We start from the raw sequence: 17,458 nt of genomic DNA on the forward strand, positions 1-17,458 counted from the left end.
TATTACATTACCGATGAATTTAAAAAAATTCTTTTCTGCACCAACTAATGAACCGATCCGCGATAAAAAAGCGGAGCGGAACTTGTTTGCGCGTCGAACATTGGTCGCATTCATCGGTATTTTAGCCCTAAGTGGTGTGCTATTTGCTAATATTTACCATCTCCAAGTGGTGAATTACGACATGTACCAAACTCGCTCAAATGGTAACCGCATTAAATTACTTCCGCTTCCTCCTACTCGCGGATTAATTTACGACCGTTACGGCGAATTACTGGCAGAAAACCTCACCTTTTTCGGTTTATATATCGTGCCGGAAAAAACGGAAAATTTAGACCGCACTTTTGAAGAATTGCGCTATGTTGTGGGACTCACTGATGAAGACATTGAGCATTTCAAAAAAGAGCGTCGTCGTGGTACACGCTATACGCCGATTTTACTCAAGCCTAGCCTAACGGAAGAGCAAATTGCCCGTTTTGCAGTAAACCAGTATAAATATCCAAGCCTTGATGTACGTCCTTATTTCAAACGAAATTACCTGTATGGCGAAGCCATGACTCATATTTTGGGTTATGTTGGACGCATTAATGACCGAGATGTTGAGCGCCTAAAAAAAGAAGAGAAATTTGCTAACTATTCCGGTTCTACGGACATGGGGAAACTGGGTATTGAACGTTATTACGAAGAACAACTCCATGGTACAACCGGTTTCGAAGAGGTTGAAATTAATAACCGTGGTAAAGTTATTCGTAAACTACGTGAACAACCCGCCACCGCGGGTAAAAGTATTCATCTGACTATCGATTTTACTCTTCAACGCTATATTATGTCGCTCCTTTCAGGTCAAAAAGGCGCTGTTGTTGTGCTTGATCCGAAAGATAATAGCGTATTAGCGATGGTTTCAACACCAAGCTATGACAATAATTTATTCGTCGATGGCATTTCTTCTAGTGATTACAAACGTTTACTCGAAGATCCAACTCGACCACTTTACAGTCGTGCGACACAAGGTGTGTACCCGCCTGCCTCTACTGTAAAACCATTCGTTGCTGTTGCGGCATTAACTGAAGGGGTGATTACGCCTAATACCACAATTTTTGACCCAGGCTACTGGACATTGCCAAACTCAACAAAGCGCTTCCGAGATTGGAAAAAAACAGGGCATGGTTATACGGATTTAAACAAGGCCATTACTGAATCATCGGATACTTTCTTCTATCAAACCGCCTTTAATTTAGGTATTGATCGTTTCTCCATGTGGATGAAACGTTTTGGGTTTGGTATGCCGACAGGTATTGAAATTCAAGAAGAAGCTACGGCCAATATGCCGAGTAAAGAATGGAAACAAAAACGTTATAAAAAACCATGGGTACAAGGCGATACAATCTCAGTGGGGATTGGTCAAGGTTATTGGACAGCAACACCATTACAAGTGGCAAAAGCAACCTCTATTGTGGTCAATAACGGTAAAATTCATACGCCACATTTAATGAAATCTGTTGAAGGTGCCACCATTGAGCCGTATCAAGACCCACTTTTATATGAAGATATTACCGATCCAAAACAAGCTTATTGGGATGCGGCTAAACGCGGCATGTTCAATGTGGTGAATTCAGGTGCAGGGACTGGACGAAAAGCCTTTATCGGCACGAATTACCACGTAGCAGGGAAATCCGGTACCGCACAGGTATTCAGCTTAAAGGAAAACCAAAAATATAATGCAGCGGGATTGAAAAAAGAATTACATGACCATGCTTGGTTCACGGCTTATGCGCCTTATGAAGATCCGAAATTAGTTGTGACGATTATTTTAGAAAACGCGGGTGGTGGTTCAAGTAATGCAGCACCAATTGCACGTCAAATTATGGATTTCTATTTGAATAAACGCTTGCCACAAATTGAACGTCAAGAAAATGCTGAAAAAGAGAAAAAGACGGACCAAACTGATTTAGATGCGCCAGCACTAGAATCTCAACCAAGTGAGAATGAATAATGGAAGAAAAAGTGCCTTTATGCTTGCGATTATGGCAACGCTTACATATTGATTTTTTATTATTTATTGGATTAGCCGCTATTACAGCTTATGGCATGCTTGTGCTTTATAGTGCATCAGGTGCCAGTGAAGTCATGTTCCAAAATCGTATTATTCAGGTCATATTAGGTTTTGCCGTGATGATGATTATGGCGCAACTTCCCCCTAAATTTTATCAGCGACTCGCCCCTTACTTATATTTGGTGGGTTTTATCATGCTGATTTTGGTTGATGCTATCGGTACAACCAGTAAAGGGGCGCAACGTTGGTTAGATCTTGGGTTTATTCGCTTTCAGCCTTCTGAAATTGTCAAACTCGCGGTACCATTAATGGTCGCGGTATATTTAGGTAACCGTCCGCTACCACCGAAAATGAGCGAAACCTTTATTGCTATCGCCATGATTATTGTGCCAACTTTACTTGTGGCTATTCAACCAGACTTAGGGACATCAATTCTGGTTAGTGCATCGGGCTTATTCGTGGTATTCTTAGCAGGGATGAGTTGGTGGCTTATTCTTGCTGCTGTAGTTGGATTAGCGGCATTTATTCCTATCATGTGGATGTATTTAATGCATGACTACCAACGCATGCGTGTATTAACCTTACTTGACCCCGAGAAAGATCCACTTGGGGCGGGTTACCATATTTTGCAATCCAAAATTGCCATCGGTTCAGGCGGTATATCTGGCAAGGGATGGATGCAAGGGACACAATCCCAATTAGAATTTTTGCCTGAACCACACACTGATTTTATTTTTGCCGTGATGAGTGAAGAACATGGAATGGTCGGTTTTCTTATTCTGATGGCAATTTATTTGTTTATTATTATCCGTGGCTTAATAATTGCGGTAAATGCAGAAACCTCTTTCGGGCGTATTCTTGCTGGTGCAACCACACTGATATTCTTCGTTTATGTCTTCGTGAATATTGGTATGGTGAGTGGCATTTTGCCTGTTGTAGGGGTGCCTTTACCACTCTTTAGCTACGGCGGTACCTCATATGTCGCCATCATGGCAAGCTTTGGTTTAGTGATGTCCATTCATACTCACAAACCTCGCTTTATGAAAGGGAACTAATTTCCCTTTTGGCTTTCTTATGAAGAGCACCGATAATCTTGAAAGTAATAAGTATGACATTAAAAAACATCTTAAAAACGACCGCACTTTTTACCTTGATAAGCAGCTCAAGTTTTTCTGCTTTTGCCGATACGCAAAAAATGTATGGTATTCAAGGGGATTCGCTGTCGATTACTACGACCGTTCAAGCGCCACAAAGCTATGAAGTGAATGGTAAAACATACACCACACAAGGTGATGAGGCAAAGTCCTATTCAAAAGAAGGGACAGCAAGTTATTACCACCATAAATTTAATGGTCGTAAAACAGCTAATGGTGAACGCTATGATTCGGCACTTTTCACTGCCGCACATAAAACCTTACCTTTGAATTCTTATGCGGTTGTTACAAACTTACATAACAATCGCAAGGTGATTGTGCGAATTAATGATCGTGGTCCGTTTAGTGAGAAACGTATCATTGACTTATCTCATTCTGCCGCAAAAGAATTAGGCCTTATTGCTCGTGGTACAGGGCAAGTAAGAATTGAAGCTTTACATGTGGATCACAAAGGTCAAATTTCAGGTGCGGGAGCAAAAACGCTTGCCAAGCATGCTAAAACACAAGAAGCCAGTGAGCGTTTAGTCGTCAATAAAAATAGCGAAAAAAAAAATCAAAACTTAGACAGCACAAACGATGCAAAAACTGTTTTCAAGCTAAAACTACTCGCGCTGTCGTCAAAAAGCCAAGCAGAAAGCATCATCACAAAACTCGCGTTAGATGACATCAAAACGGAAATTAACCAAAATGGGCGAAACTATGAAATCCATTTTGGCCCATTAGCGGATCAAGCGGATATTAATCAATTAAAAACAAAATTACAAAAAACGATCAATGGGCAACCCGTAATCGTTTATACTTATAAAAACCAATAAGCTATTAAAGGAAATGCTATGTTAAAACAATCTGCAAAATTGAAAAAAATTGTACTCTTCTCGGGATTAATAGCAGCGTCAACATTTGCTGCCGCTGAAGATATTCAATACGGTATCGCTGTACCGGAAGTGAATGCGCAAACTTATGTTTTAATGGATTACAATTCTGGTGCGGTACTTGCATCACTTAACCCAGACCAACGTCAATACCCTGCCTCATTAACAAAAATGATGACTAGCTACGTAGTTGGTGCGGCATTAAAACAAGGTAAAATCCATAATGAAGATATGGTGACAATTAGCGAAAGCGCTTGGGGTAGAAATTTCCCTGATTCATCAAAAATGTTCTTAAATTTAAATCAACAAGTGTCAGTGGGAGATTTAAACAAAGGGATTATCATTGTTTCTGGTAATGATGCCTGTGTTGCTGTAGCTGAACATATTTCGGGTACCGTGGCTAACTTCGTTGATACCATGAATAAATACGTTCAACAATTTGGCTTAAAAAATACTAACTTCACCACACCACATGGTTTAGACGATCCAAACCAATATTCAACTGCACGTGATATGGCGATTATTGGTGCGCATATTATTCGTGATTTACCGGAAGAATATAAAATCTACTCAGAAAAAGACTTTACTTTCAACAAAATCAAACAACCTAACCGTAATGGCTTATTATGGGATAAAACCATTAACGTTGATGGTATGAAAACCGGACACACAAGCCAAGCAGGTTATAACCTTGTCGCATCAGCAACAAGTCCAAACAATATGCGTTTAATTTCTGTTGTAATGGGTGTACCGACCTATAAAGGCCGTGAAGTAGAAAGTAAAAAACTCTTACAATGGGGTTTTGCTAACTTTGAAACCTTAAAAACTCAAAAAGCAGGTGAAGAAATTTCAAAACAATCTGTTTACTACGGTGATAAAGGTGACGTTAAACTTGGTGTCTTAGAAGATGGCTTTATCACTGTGCCAAAAGGTAAACAAACTGACTTAAAAGCACGTTATGAATTAGATAACAAATACTTACAAGCTCCTTTAGCAAAAGGTCAAGTGGTGGGTAAAATCGTTTATCAATTAAACGGCAAAGATGTCGCTACCGTAAATCTTCAAGCATTAGAAGATGTACAAGAAGGCGGCTTCTTAGGTAAAGGTTGGGACTGGTTAGTGTTAACAGTTAAAGGATTATTTGACTAAACACCTTGAAAATTAACCGCACTTCCCCATTTATATCACATCAATAAATTCGTAAGGTGTGTGAATTTAGCTGATTCACGCACCTTATTCTTAAATTAAGGAAACAACATGACAACCGAAAACGATTATGAAAAACTAAAAGAAGTAATGGAATTCCCCGCTGCAATGACATTTAAAGTCGCAGGTGTTAACCGTGAAGGTTTAGCGCAAGACATCGTAGCAGTGATACAAAAATATTTACCGGGTGATTATATTCCAAAGGAAAAACGCAGTAGTAAAGGCACGTATAATTCAGTTTCGATTGATATCGTCGCGCAAAACTTTGAGCAAGTAGAAACCCTTTACAAAGAACTTGCAAAAGTTGAAGGCGTCAAAATGGTTCTCTAAGATGAACAATACTGATTTAATTGTCCGTCAATTAGGATTACAAGATTATCAGGAAATCTGGCATAAAATGCAGGAATTCACGGATAATCGAAATGCAGAAACCACCGATGAAATTTGGCTAGTTGAGCATCATCCTGTTTTCACACAAGGCCAAGCAGGCAAACCGGAACACTTATTACAACGCAGTAATATTCCTGTTGTTCAATCTGATCGTGGTGGTCAAATTACCTATCATGGTCCTGGTCAGCAGGTCATGTATGTGCTCATTGATATTAAACGTCATGAACATTTAAATGTTCGCCAATTAGTGACCGCACTTGAACAATCCGTTGTAAAAACCCTAGCAGACTATGGTATTGAAGGTTATCCCAAACCAGATGCACCTGGCGTGTATATTGATGGCAAAAAAATCTGTTCATTAGGTTTACGCATTCGAAAAGGCTGCTCTTTCCATGGCCTCGCGTTTAATATCAATATGGATCTTAATCCTTTCCATTACATTAATCCTTGTGGCTATGCAGGGCTTGAAATGTGTCAGCTTACTGATTTTATCGGTAAAGAAGAGGCAACACTTGACAAGGTTTCCCCAAAATTAATTAAACACTTTGCCGAACTTTTGGGCTATAATGTTACAAATTTATAACATTCACTTTTATAACACATTTAAAAATGCCTGAATCAGGCATTTTTCTTTAGGAAAGAACAATGTCAACTCCTTTTAAAATGGAACGCGGTGTGAAATACCGTGATGCCGCCAAAACATCGATTATCCCTGTTAAAAACATCGATCCTAATCAAGAATTATTGAAAAAGCCGGAATGGATGAAAATCAAATTGCCATCTAGCTCATTAAAGATTGAGACTATCAAAAACGGGATGCGTCGTCATGGGCTACATTCTGTCTGCGAAGAAGCGTCTTGTCCAAATCTACACGAGTGCTTTAACCATGGTACGGCAACCTTTATGATTTTAGGGGCGATTTGTACTCGTCGTTGCCCATTCTGTGACGTTGCACATGGTAAACCCTTACCGCCCGATCCGGATGAACCACGTAAATTAGCTGAAACTATCCAAGATATGAAGTTGAAATATGTGGTGATTACCTCTGTTGACCGCGATGATTTACCTGATCGTGGTGCGGGTCATTTTGCTGAATGTGTCAAAGAAGTGCGTGCATTAAACCCTGGCATTAAAATTGAGATTTTAGTGCCGGATTTCCGTGGACGTATTACTCAAGCCTTAGAAAAATTAAAAGACAATCCACCGGATGTATTCAACCACAACTTGGAAAATGTGCCACGTTTATATAAAGAAATTCGTCCAGGTGCCGATTATCAATGGTCTTTAAAATTACTTCATGATTTCAAAGAAATGTTCCCAAATATCCCAACGAAATCAGGCTTAATGGTTGGATTAGGTGAAACTAATGAAGAAATTCTTGAAGTGATGGAAGACTTACGTGCAAATGGCGTCACCATGCTTACACTGGGTCAATACCTTCAACCAAGTCGCCATCACTTACCAGTTGCTCGCTATGTGCCACCAGCCGAATTTGATGAGTTCCGTGATAAAGCCAACGCAATGGGCTTTGAACACGCAGCTTGTGGTCCATTTGTTCGCTCTTCCTACCATGCTGATTTACAAGCAAGTGGTGGATTAGTGAAGTAATCAAAAACAGATAAAAAAATGACCGCACTTTGAATCTCAAGTGCGGTCATTTTTTATATTATCCTTTCAGCTAGTCAGTTGCAGCTGGCTTATCTTCTTCGCCCTCATCAGTCTCCATCATGCTTTCTTGACGAAGATCTTCAAGCGTACGCCCATTAATTAAGTAACCATTTTCCGTTTTTTCCACTCTAGAAACGTAATTATCACCTTCTTCTACAAATTCTCGGTGAAGTTTTCCATCATGTTTCACAAAGCTACTTAAATATTGCCAAAAGTATGAATTTTCCTTAATGGCTAAGGCTTTTTCATTTTGATCATCAAACAACATTTTACTTAATGTCAGATTAAATGTGCCTTCAATATTATCTGGAATCATGTCTGATGAATCATCTTCGGGCACTTGAGGCACAATACCACTCACTTCCAATTTTACAGGATAAGCATTGGTCTCTGGATAAGTATTTAGATTTAAATTCAATGTTGCATTATCAACGATTAAATCAAGCTCTTTCCAAGAATTTTTGATATATTTATCGAATGTGGCTGACGTTAAATGCGTGCTGCATAAGGCCCCATAAAACGGTGCTGAGCAAAATCTTGCTGATAAATGCGCTTTGCTATGATTAATTTTAAATGGTGCATCAATCGCTAATTTTTCAAATTGGAAGCCTGCACTTGGGTAACTGGCTTTATTCGCTGACAATGTGATATGTTCATTATATTGATCATTGTCTAGTGTTTCCGTCTTATCACTGGCTGATACGTCATCAAGCACTAAATCAGCCATATTAAATGATTTTAAGGCTGCCTCAATATTGGTTTTGCCACTAAATTCTTTCACCCATTTATCTTTGGCATTCAAGAAGTCTTTATTATCTTTTGAGGGTGCCTCTTTCTCAGCAAAAGCATCTAATAAAAATGGTACAAACGCCAATTCGTTTGCCACGTTGTAATCATCTAACTGAATATTAACTTTACCGCCTTTAGCTTCCCATTTACGCGCTTCATCGGCAGGGGTTTGTTTCACACTATCAACATTCAGTTTAAAATCTACATTAGCCTTGGTTAAATCCGTATTCGTCAACTTAAGTTCAAGACCGGCATTTTGTAAGTTAAAGTAAGGTTGATTATTTTTAGGCACATTGACAGAAAGCACGGATAATGAACCATCAAAACGATCGTTTTGTGTAAAAATTTTCGTTAACAAATTGACGCCATCTTTAATGTCTAGTGAGCCATCACTTAATTTTTTAAATTCATGATGAAAATTGACTGCACTTGGCACGCCATTTTGTTTAATCAATAAATTCAAACCACCAGCTGTTGCTTGGCTTTCTTCTGTCGTACGGCTTTTATTGGCAATACGTAAAATATCACTACTGAATTTCGTACTCAGATCACGCTTATCTGCCTCACCTGATTTCACGTCAAAGTGGTACGTCGCATTTTTCATATAAACATGGGTGTTTTCGCCATTTAACAACGCCACTTCGGCATTTTTCGCGGTTAAGTCAATACTTGATAGATCGTATTGATTTGCGCCGACAGGCACTAGGCGAGCTTCACCCTCAATTTGTTCCAGTTTAGTGTCTTTATCGTAATTAAAACCACTTAGAGTTGTTTTTAGCTCAACTTCTTTATTTTTTAAGAAATGAAGACCGATAGAAAGGTTTTGGGACTTATTCGCAAAATCACGGAATTCCGTCAAAATATCAGACTGTAAATAATCCCCTACCGGCGAAAATTTACTATTAATCGTGTTTTTATCAATCGTGATATTTAATGTTTTATTTAATTGACGAACTAATTGATCAGATAACTGAGACTCCGCTGTAATGAAGAAAGGCAGTGCGGTGAGCTTAGTTGAAATCACATTTGTGCTTTTTGCATCGCTATCTTTTACACTAAAGATTAACTCGCGAATAAAAAAGTTTTTCGCGGTTTGCGTCACATTCAATGTTGCTTGATTATCCAAAGAGTAAGGGAAATTTTTTAATACCTGATCGATTTTGTGATTGGTATAAAATTGTGCGCCGATCCCAAGTGCCACTGCGATAGCCGAAATCGTCAATGCTATTGTTCTTTTCTTGCTCATAATGTCCCCAAATACGATCTCAATTTACGATCTCAAAATCCTTTTGAAAAATTAACCGCACTTTTCTCTTCAAAGTGCGGTCAGTTTCCAGTCTATTTTAGCCTAAGATTTTATCTAATTCTTGGCTTACAGCTTCCACTTTTTGAGTACCATCTAAACGGAAATATTGCGTATTACCTGCTTTCGCTTCAGCTTGGTAATAATCAATTAATGGGCTGGTTTGTTTGTGGTAAACCGCTAAACGATCTAACACCGTTTCTGGTTTATCATCGGCACGGATAATTAAATCTTCACCCGTTACATCATCTTTACCTTCCACTTTTGGTGGGTTGTAAACGATATGATAAGAACGGCCCGATGCTTGGTGTACGCGACGACCACTCATACGTTCAACGATCACTTCATCCGGTACATCAAACTCTAAAACGTAATCAATTTTCACGCCAGAATCTTTTAATGCATCCGCTTGTGGAATCGTACGTGGGAAACCATCTAATAAGAAACCATTTGCACAATCTGGTTGAGAAATACGATCTTTTACTAATGCAACGGTTAATTCATCCGGTACTAATTTTCCTTCATCCATTAATGCTTTTGCTTGTTTGCCTAATTCTGTCCCCGCTTTAATCGCTGCACGGAACATATCCCCTGTTGAAATTTGTGGGATACCAAACTTGTTCATAATAAATTGTGCTTGTGTGCCTTTTCCTGCACCTGGTGCACCTAAAAGAATGATTTTCATACGAATCTCCAATAAATAATAGACCTGTTTAAAATACCGTTAAAGCCTTGTTTGGTCAAATGATTTTGCTGTTAATTTTGACCGCACTTTATTTTATTTTAAGCTTTTTCATTTCCTTTTTCATTCCATGGCGCCACCCAGAATAAACAAATCATTCCTGGGATAGCGAGGAATAAACAAATCCAGAAAAAATGATAGTAACCTACTGCTTTGACTAAGTAACCCGATAACATACCAAGCCCTTTACTCGGTAAAGCAGAAAGGCTGGTAAATAAGGCTAACTGAGTGGCTGTATAAAGCGGATTGGTTTCACGAGCCATAAAAGCAACAAAGGCAGCAGTGCCCAGACCGACACCGATATATTCCCCCGCAATCACGAAACCTAATTTCCAAAGTTCAGCAGCACCGATTTGGTCAAAATGCCCAAATGCCGCTAACCAAATAAATCCACCAATAGTGATTAATTGGATAAAACCAAATACCCATAATGCGCGATTAATGCCTAAGCGTAACATAATCACGCCACCCACGAGACCTGCAGAGATACTTGCCCAAAGTGAGGTACTTTTTACCACCAACGCAATATGCTCTTTTTCAAAGCCCATGTCATAGACGAATTTCGTTTGTAACGTAGTGGCAAATGAATCACCAAATTTATACAAGAACAAAAAGAGTAAAAAACCGATCGCTTGGGCGACACCTTTGCGTTGGAAGAACTCTTTCAAAGGTATCCAAAACACCATATAGAAAGGTTGATCACGATCGACTTGCGCAATGTTTGGTTCTTTCGCCAAAAAGAGCGTCATAAATATGCCCGCTAGCATACAAAGTGCGGTCAATAAAAAGACGGTTTCCCATGGATAAATCGTCGCTAAATAAAGTGAGAGTCCCCCAGGAATTAAGCCCGCAACGCGATAAGCATTAATGTGGATGGTGTTCCCCAATCCTAATTCATTATCCGTTAAAATCTCACGACGGTAAGCATCGAGCACAATATCTTGTGTCGCTGAGAAAAAGGCAATGAATGTGGCAATTTTAGCCACCGTACTTAATTCTGCCACGGGATCAAACTGACTTATCGCATAAAGGGAAATCAGCAAAACCACTTGAGAAATCAATAACCAACTACGACGACGCCCTAAAAAATGCGGGAAATAGCGGTCTAATAATGGCGCCCATAAAAACTTCAAACCATATGGCACCATCACCCCTGTCAATGCACCGATTAATTCAACAGAAAGTCCTTTATCGGTCAGCCACACTGGCAACATTTGCAATAACACGAAAAGTGGTAAACCCGAACTAAATCCAGTGAAAACACAGATCAGCATTTTGCGGGTAAATATTTGACTAGAAAGGGATTGTTCTGACATAAAGTGCGGTTATTTTTGAGCGTATTTTATCTGATTAAAATATTAAGGGCGGAATGATGCTCCGCCCAACAAGAGTGAGATTAATCTCGATATCCTTTCGGATTATTTTTTTGCCAATTCCAAGTATCTTTCATCATTTGCTCAAGACCTCGTTCTGCTGTCCAATTTAACTCTTTCGCTGCAAGGCTTGGATCGGAATAGCAGGTTGCAATATCACCTGGACGACGTGCCACAAGACGATATGGAATTTTAATATTGTTCGCTTGCTCAAACGCTTTCACCATATCCAGTACAGAATAACCGGTACCTGTACCTAAGTTATAAATGTGTAAACCTGCGTCATTTTCATGACGATTTAATGCTTTTAAGTGACCAATCGCTAAATCCACCACGTGAATATAATCACGTACACCTGTGCCGTCATGAGTATCATAATCGCTACCAAACACGGAAAGTTGCGGTAATTTACCGATCGCAACTTGGCTGATATAAGGTAATAGGTTATTTGGAATACCATTTGGATCTTCACCAATCAAGCCACTTGCGTGTGCGCCCACTGGGTTGAAATAACGTAAGATCGTCATACTAAATTGCGGTTCAGCTTTCGCAACATCAGTCAGAATTTGTTCCACCATATATTTAGATGTACCGTAAGGGTTAGTTGTGCCGCCCACTTTGCAATCTTCTGTAATAGGAATAATTTCAGGATCGCCATAAACTGTTGCAGATGAACTAAATACAAAGTTCCACACGCCTGCTTTTTTCATTTCTTGAATCAAAACAATCGTGCCTGATACGTTATTCATATAGTATTCAGCGGGTTTTTGAACACTTTCACCCACGGCTTTTAAACCCGCAAAATGGATGACCGATTGAATACTGTTTTCAGCAAAGATTTTTTGTAATAAAGCACGATCTAAAATATCGCCCTCATAAAATTTCACGTCTTTGCCCGTGATTTCTTTTACGCGTTCTAAAGATTTTGGGGAGGAATTGCATAAATTATCCAATACCACCACTTCTTTATTTGCATTTAATAATTCCACTACGGTGTGTGAACCGATATAGCCGGCGCCACCTGTTACTAAAATCGCCATGGGTTGCTCCTTAATCATTTTGTTCGTGAATTATAACATTGATTTCTATGATACATAAATTTATCCACTCTTTTGACCGCACTTTGGTGTGATCGTTGTCACAGAATAAACATTTTTCTCTGGAATTTTGATTTGAGTCATTGAAGCGTCTCTCGATGAGGCGAATAATAGCCTGCGAAAATCAAAAAGATAAAGGAAGACAACATGAAACCTCAAACACTTCAAAAAACCGCACTCGCATTACTCGTTGGTTGGTATGCCGCCAATGCTGCCGCTTATTCTGAACAAGGCCAAGCCGGTAATACCAAAAGCTGGGAAAGCACCGAATACCTTAAAGACTGGGGTTTAACCTCAATGAATGCCTCCACGGCTTATGCCCTTGGCTTTAATGGTTCTGGCGTGAAAATTGGCGTAATGGATTCGGGTGTACTATTAAACCACCCTGAATTTCAAGATGGTCGAATCCACGTTGTAAAAACAGAAGGGACTTACAGTAAAGATGGCATGCGTTATCCCGATGCCTCGGTGGGAAATGGTCCAATTAATAAAAATGAACCCGTAAAAAACGGCAAACGTAATTTTGATAAAACAGATAATGGCATATTTACTAAAGGTGAAGCCTTCAATATTGACGGGGCATGGCATAAATACACAAATGATTCACACGGCACGCACGTTGGCGGCACAATGGCGGCAAGCCGAGACGGCAATGAAATGCATGGTGTAGCATTCGGCGCTAATCTGTATTCTGCCAATACCGGTGGTAACGACAACATGACCTATGGGCCAAATCAAGACTATGGTTTCTTCTTACAAGGCTACTCTGCCCTAGCAGATGCTGGCGCCAAAGTGATTAATAACAGTTGGGGCTCAAACCGTCGTGTCAATTCATCCTTTGCTGGTGCGTTAGGTTATAAACCAAAATACGATTGGCGTGATGTACCTGAATATGGCGTGCAATATTATGATGTACCAAAAGCACCTGAGCCAATTTCCAGTCCTGCGGCACATATTTATTTAAGTAACTTAGGCGAAGCTGAAAAAGCTTATTATCAATTTGTCACAAGTGGTGAGAAAAACTTTGTTGATGCGGCTTATGAAGTAGCTAAGAATAGAAAAGTGATTCAAGTCTTTACCGCGGGTAACCGTAGTATGATGGCTGAGTCCTTTACGCGTGCTATGTTGCCACATTTTAGACCTGATGCAGAAAAATACTGGGTAAACGTCACCGGGCAAGTGGGAGGTGAAGGCTATCCAAATGACTCAAATGACGATGTGAGCGATGGAAAAGCAGGTGCAGATATTCAAGAATTTAACCTCGCCGGCCATTCAAAATGGTGGACGATTGCGGCACCATCCGCCAACATCTATTCCGCCTATATTCAATTACAAGACAACAACACTTATGGCGATCCTATCTACAAATCGGCTGGTGGTACTTCAATGGCTGCACCTCACGTAAGTGGTGCGTTAGGTGTCATCTTTTCTCGCTATCCATACATGACAACCGATCAGGCACGTGATGTCATGCTGACCACTGCAAGACAAACCACGCTTCGTAAAGGGCTTGAAGGTAAACCATTAGAACGTTGGGAAACTGAACAAGGTGTACCGAGTAACGTTTGGGGTTGGGGGATTTTAGATCTTGGCAAAGCCATGTTTGGTCCGGGTCAATTCTTAGGAAACATGAAAATCAACCTCAATCAAAATGATGTTTGGTCAAATGATATTAGCGATAAAGCCATCAAAGCACGTCAAGTCGAAGATCAAGCAGAAGCGGCAACTTGGACAACGCGCAAAGCAGAATTACAAGCTTTAATGCAAAATCGTGCGGGCGCGACAGCTGAAGAAAAAGCGGAATATCAAGTAGGTTTAGCGCGTGAAGCTGCTCGTAATGAACGTGCTGCACAAGGCTATGTCGGTGCATTAACTAAAAATGGTTCTGGCACCTTAACCCTCACCGGTAATAACAGCTTCACTGGTGAAATTACTGTGAATGAAGGTCAGCTTTCAGGGTTAAATCAATCCCTTGGTTCGGCACAACAAGTCATCGTAAAACAAGGTGCAACATTGGAAGTGTTACCAAAAGCGGAAGTCACTAAACCAAGTGAGAATGGATTTGTTACTGAAACCTTAACCAGCACCGCGAAAACGGTCACTGCGACAGTGGAAAAAGGTGGTCGTTTCTTACTGAATAATGGTATTGCTAACGTCAATGCAACCTTTGCAGACGGTTCTGTTTTAGTGCCAAATAAATTTGACGAAGAAATTCTACCTCAATTACAACAAGATCCACAAAAAGCGGTATCTGTGCAAGGTACTGGCTCATTTGTGGGAGCTGAAAATGCGGTAGTTGAAACACCTCGTACTTATGATTTTTTTGCCGTTAAAAATGAAAGTAATGCGAATACGTTGAAAGTAACCGTTCAGAAAAAAGCTCTTTCATCTGCAGCAACCACTGAAAATGAAGTGGCTATCGCCAATGCCTTAGATGCAGCAACAAGCAGTGCGGCATATCAAAACCTCATTTGGGGAACAAAAGAGAATGCTCGCCAAGCTTTTGCTCGTTTAAGCTATGATGAAGATCTCGCGGCTGAACAACACAATGTGTTAAATGGCTTATTGCTTCGTCAGCAACTTGCCCAACCTGGTGCAGTAAGAGCACAACTTAATACCGACACACAAATTTGGACAAGTGGCACCTTCACCCACTTCAGCACGGATAGTTTAAGCAGTCATGCGTACAATCAACTTGTGGGTATTGATGCAACCATTGATACAAACAAACATGTAGGTGTATTTGTTGGTTCAACACAAAACAGTCATAAAATTGACCGCACTTTAAAAGATCGTGCCGTACATTTAGGCTTAACGGCTGAACATCGTTTCAACGTATTAACACCGAAAATTGGTTTTATTCAAAGCTGGGGTAAACACGAACAACGCGCTGAATTTGCACAAGGTGTGAAAACCCATAGCCAAACACAAAATGTCTTTGCTGAACTTGCCTACACAGGCTTAAAAGGCGAACATTTTGCGATTGAACCTTATGCCGGCGTAAGCTATATGCACATCAAAAATAAAGGTGTGACAAAAGGCGAAGTGCAGTTAAAAAACAACAATCGTGATTTAATCGTCACCTCTGCAGGTTTACGTCCATCCATTCCATTTGCAATCGGTGGCGTTCAATTAAACTTATTAGGTGATGTGGCTTATCATCGTTTCCATAAAGATAAAGCCGCTGAAGGCAGCTTAGTTATCAATAATCAAGGTGTAGCGAATCTTTATGGTAAAGAATTGAAAAATGTCGTTACGACAGGCGTCGCATTACAAGCTCAATTTACACCAGTACTGAGTGTGAAAGTCGGCTATCAAGGTGCTTACAACCACGATACGAAAGCGAATAATGTTAATGCAGAACTACGTTTCTCATTTTAACGATATTCAATAAGACAAAAGTGCGGTCAGTTTTTGAGAAGTTTTAAAAATTGACTGCACTTTGTATTAGATACTTTTAGTTATATTCATTTCAAATATCTAAAAGCTTAGCCCTACAATGCTCAATTCTAAGAGATATATTTCTTAAATATCCAATCATTAAAATTCAATTTAATATTTCCACATATATTTCATCCTCAAACTTCTCAATACTAGAAATATCTAAAATGCACTCACCAATCCTTTTAACATGAAAACTGAATATAGAACTAAAACCAAACTCATTACTTTTAAAACACAAAAACAAGACACAAGGCTTATTAGGAAAGACTTTATTCCATTTAGCCTTGAAAGCATTAACAAAACAAAATGATTCTTTCTTAACATTCTTATGGATATAATCTTCAATATATATTTTATTAATAGAAAACTCATACCCAGAGAAATCTAAAAATTGCTCTCTAATATTATCAATAGTTATATCATTACTATACTCATCACTCCATAACCAACTAAAAAAAACACATTTATTTATCTCAACAAACCCCTTATCTAATATGCAAGATAATTCTGTAGATAAATTTTCATGACTACAAACATCATTAAAAGAATCTCTCATTTTTGGATTCATATAAATCATTTTTCTTCTCCAAATAATTTAAACCTTTATCTATAATCAGGTTATTCAATATTCCTTGTATATAAAAAAAGGTTTACTAGCACATTGATATGATTCTTTGCTTTTATTTTCACAACAGAGAATATCACATAAGTATTCTCTGAACCCACTCCAACATTCGCATTTTTAATACTAGTAGATAAATAAAAAAGGCATCAACTTGATGCCTTTTAAATTCATTAACATGAAGAATTAACGTTCATTCCAACGTTTGATTGATTCACGAATCACTTCTTTCGCTTCTTCTACATCGCCCCAGTGAGTCACTTTCGTTGAACCTGGTTTTTTTAATGCTTTGTAGTTGTTGAAGTGGAATTCAATTTGTTTGATTAATTGCGCTGGTACATCGGCAAGGCTGTTGTATGCATTGCCTGTATCGCGGTCATCTGCTGGCACACAAACGATTTTATCGTCCACTTCGCCATCATCAACGAATTTCATCACACCGATTACTTTTGCTTCAAGGAATACACCCGTTGCAAGTGGTTGACGAGTTAATAATAAAACGTCTAACTCATCGCCATCTTCATCTAAAGTTTGCGGAATGAAACCATAGTTAGTTGGTTTTGCGAAGATCGCAGGCTCAACACGGTCTAATTGGAACGCTGCAACTTTACGGTTCCATTCGATTTTGTGGCAGCTCCCTTCTGGAATTTCATTTACCACATTGATAATGCCAGCATCTACATCGCCTGGCGTTAAAATTTGATTAAAATCAGCCATTGTTTTTCCTTTTTTTGATTACGTTAAAAAC

General features: G+C 39.3%; 14 protein-coding genes. 8 read left to right on the forward strand and 6 right to left on the reverse strand.

The window, feature by feature from the left end:
- Positions 1-13 precede the first annotated feature (13 nt).
- From mrdA to lipA, 7 genes are all read left to right on the forward strand, one after another.
- Positions 14-1,990: a penicillin-binding protein 2 gene (mrdA, locus tag INP93_RS00330; protein WP_049364924.1), complete on the forward strand. Its 1,977-nt coding sequence runs from the start codon at positions 14-16 to the stop codon at positions 1,988-1,990.
- Complete coding sequence (gene rodA, locus INP93_RS00335) at positions 1,990-3,105, forward strand: rod shape-determining protein RodA (protein WP_049364923.1); 1,116 nt, start codon at positions 1,990-1,992, stop codon at positions 3,103-3,105. Before mrdA ends, rodA begins: the two co-directional genes overlap by 1 nt.
- Positions 3,106-3,158: 53 nt before the next feature.
- Positions 3,159-4,019, forward strand: coding sequence for a septal ring lytic transglycosylase RlpA family protein (locus tag INP93_RS00340; RefSeq protein WP_197544823.1), 861 nt, complete (start codon positions 3,159-3,161; stop codon positions 4,017-4,019).
- An 18-nt stretch (positions 4,020-4,037) separates the two neighbouring features.
- Positions 4,038-5,225, forward strand: a complete 1,188-nt coding sequence (locus INP93_RS00345; RefSeq protein ID WP_197544824.1) for a D-alanyl-D-alanine carboxypeptidase family protein — start codon at positions 4,038-4,040, stop codon at positions 5,223-5,225.
- Positions 5,226-5,333: 108 nt separating this feature from the next.
- A complete protein-coding gene (ybeD, locus tag INP93_RS00350; RefSeq protein WP_049364920.1) occupies positions 5,334-5,612 on the forward strand; it encodes a DUF493 family protein YbeD in 279 nt (92 codons plus the stop codon).
- A gap of 1 nt (position 5,613) precedes the next feature.
- On the forward strand, positions 5,614-6,255 hold the full coding sequence (gene lipB, locus INP93_RS00355) for a lipoyl(octanoyl) transferase LipB (RefSeq protein ID WP_197544825.1): 642 nt from the start codon (positions 5,614-5,616) through the stop codon (positions 6,253-6,255).
- 62 nt (positions 6,256-6,317) lie between these two features.
- Complete coding sequence (gene lipA / locus INP93_RS00360) at positions 6,318-7,280, forward strand: lipoyl synthase (protein WP_005697928.1); 963 nt, start codon at positions 6,318-6,320, stop codon at positions 7,278-7,280.
- Positions 7,281-7,350: 70 nt separating this feature from the next.
- Here lipA and INP93_RS00365 read toward each other — a convergent pair whose 3' ends face one another.
- From INP93_RS00365 to galE, 4 genes are all read right to left on the reverse strand, one after another.
- Positions 7,351-9,375, reverse strand: coding sequence for a hypothetical protein (locus INP93_RS00365; RefSeq protein ID WP_197544826.1), 2,025 nt, complete (start codon positions 9,373-9,375; stop codon positions 7,351-7,353).
- 97 nt (positions 9,376-9,472) lie between these two features.
- Complete coding sequence (gene adk / locus INP93_RS00370) at positions 9,473-10,117, reverse strand: adenylate kinase (RefSeq protein ID WP_005695482.1); 645 nt, start codon at positions 10,115-10,117, stop codon at positions 9,473-9,475.
- A 98-nt stretch (positions 10,118-10,215) separates the two neighbouring features.
- Entirely contained in the window at positions 10,216-11,490 is a 1,275-nt protein-coding gene (locus INP93_RS00375) for an MFS transporter (RefSeq protein ID WP_197544827.1), read from the reverse strand.
- Positions 11,491-11,570: 80 nt separating this feature from the next.
- On the reverse strand, positions 11,571-12,587 hold the full coding sequence (gene galE / locus INP93_RS00380) for a UDP-glucose 4-epimerase GalE (RefSeq protein ID WP_193451415.1): 1,017 nt from the start codon (positions 12,585-12,587) through the stop codon (positions 11,571-11,573).
- A 204-nt stretch (positions 12,588-12,791) separates the two neighbouring features.
- Between galE and INP93_RS00385 the strand changes: the two genes are divergently transcribed.
- A complete protein-coding gene (locus INP93_RS00385; protein ID WP_197544828.1) occupies positions 12,792-16,025 on the forward strand; it encodes a S8 family serine peptidase in 3,234 nt (1,077 codons plus the stop codon).
- A 166-nt stretch (positions 16,026-16,191) separates the two neighbouring features.
- Here INP93_RS00385 and INP93_RS00390 read toward each other — a convergent pair whose 3' ends face one another.
- Together INP93_RS00390 and INP93_RS00395 are read right to left on the reverse strand one after the other, a co-directional pair.
- The gene (locus INP93_RS00390) at positions 16,192-16,665 is read right to left on the reverse strand and encodes a PM0498 family protein (protein ID WP_197544829.1); all 474 of its coding nucleotides are present in this window, start codon (positions 16,663-16,665) and stop codon (positions 16,192-16,194) included.
- A gap of 231 nt (positions 16,666-16,896) precedes the next feature.
- On the reverse strand, positions 16,897-17,427 hold the full coding sequence (locus INP93_RS00395; RefSeq protein WP_005695476.1) for an inorganic diphosphatase: 531 nt from the start codon (positions 17,425-17,427) through the stop codon (positions 16,897-16,899).
- Positions 17,428-17,458: the final 31 nt, after the last annotated feature.

The organism is Haemophilus parainfluenzae (assembly GCF_014931415.1).
Lineage (GTDB): Bacteria > Pseudomonadota > Gammaproteobacteria > Enterobacterales > Pasteurellaceae > Haemophilus_D > Haemophilus_D parainfluenzae_AF.

Coding starts and splice junctions, on each gene's coding strand:
- mrdA (WP_049364924.1), top strand. CDS start 14: ATGAATTTAAAAAAATTCTTTTCTGCACCAACTAATGAACCGATCCGC.
- rodA (WP_049364923.1), top strand. CDS start 1,990: ATGGAAGAAAAAGTGCCTTTATGCTTGCGATTATGGCAACGCTTACAT.
- INP93_RS00340 (WP_197544823.1), top strand. CDS start 3,159: ATGACATTAAAAAACATCTTAAAAACGACCGCACTTTTTACCTTGATA.
- INP93_RS00345 (WP_197544824.1), top strand. CDS start 4,038: ATGTTAAAACAATCTGCAAAATTGAAAAAAATTGTACTCTTCTCGGGA.
- ybeD (WP_049364920.1), top strand. CDS start 5,334: ATGACAACCGAAAACGATTATGAAAAACTAAAAGAAGTAATGGAATTC.
- lipB (WP_197544825.1), top strand. CDS start 5,614: ATGAACAATACTGATTTAATTGTCCGTCAATTAGGATTACAAGATTAT.
- lipA (WP_005697928.1), top strand. CDS start 6,318: ATGTCAACTCCTTTTAAAATGGAACGCGGTGTGAAATACCGTGATGCC.
- INP93_RS00365 (WP_197544826.1), bottom strand. CDS start 9,375: ATGAGCAAGAAAAGAACAATAGCATTGACGATTTCGGCTATCGCAGTG.
- adk (WP_005695482.1), bottom strand. CDS start 10,117: ATGAAAATCATTCTTTTAGGTGCACCAGGTGCAGGAAAAGGCACACAA.
- INP93_RS00375 (WP_197544827.1), bottom strand. CDS start 11,490: ATGTCAGAACAATCCCTTTCTAGTCAAATATTTACCCGCAAAATGCTG.
- galE (WP_193451415.1), bottom strand. CDS start 12,587: ATGGCGATTTTAGTAACAGGTGGCGCCGGCTATATCGGTTCACACACC.
- INP93_RS00385 (WP_197544828.1), top strand. CDS start 12,792: ATGAAACCTCAAACACTTCAAAAAACCGCACTCGCATTACTCGTTGGT.
- INP93_RS00390 (WP_197544829.1), bottom strand. CDS start 16,665: ATGATTTATATGAATCCAAAAATGAGAGATTCTTTTAATGATGTTTGT.
- INP93_RS00395 (WP_005695476.1), bottom strand. CDS start 17,427: ATGGCTGATTTTAATCAAATTTTAACGCCAGGCGATGTAGATGCTGGC.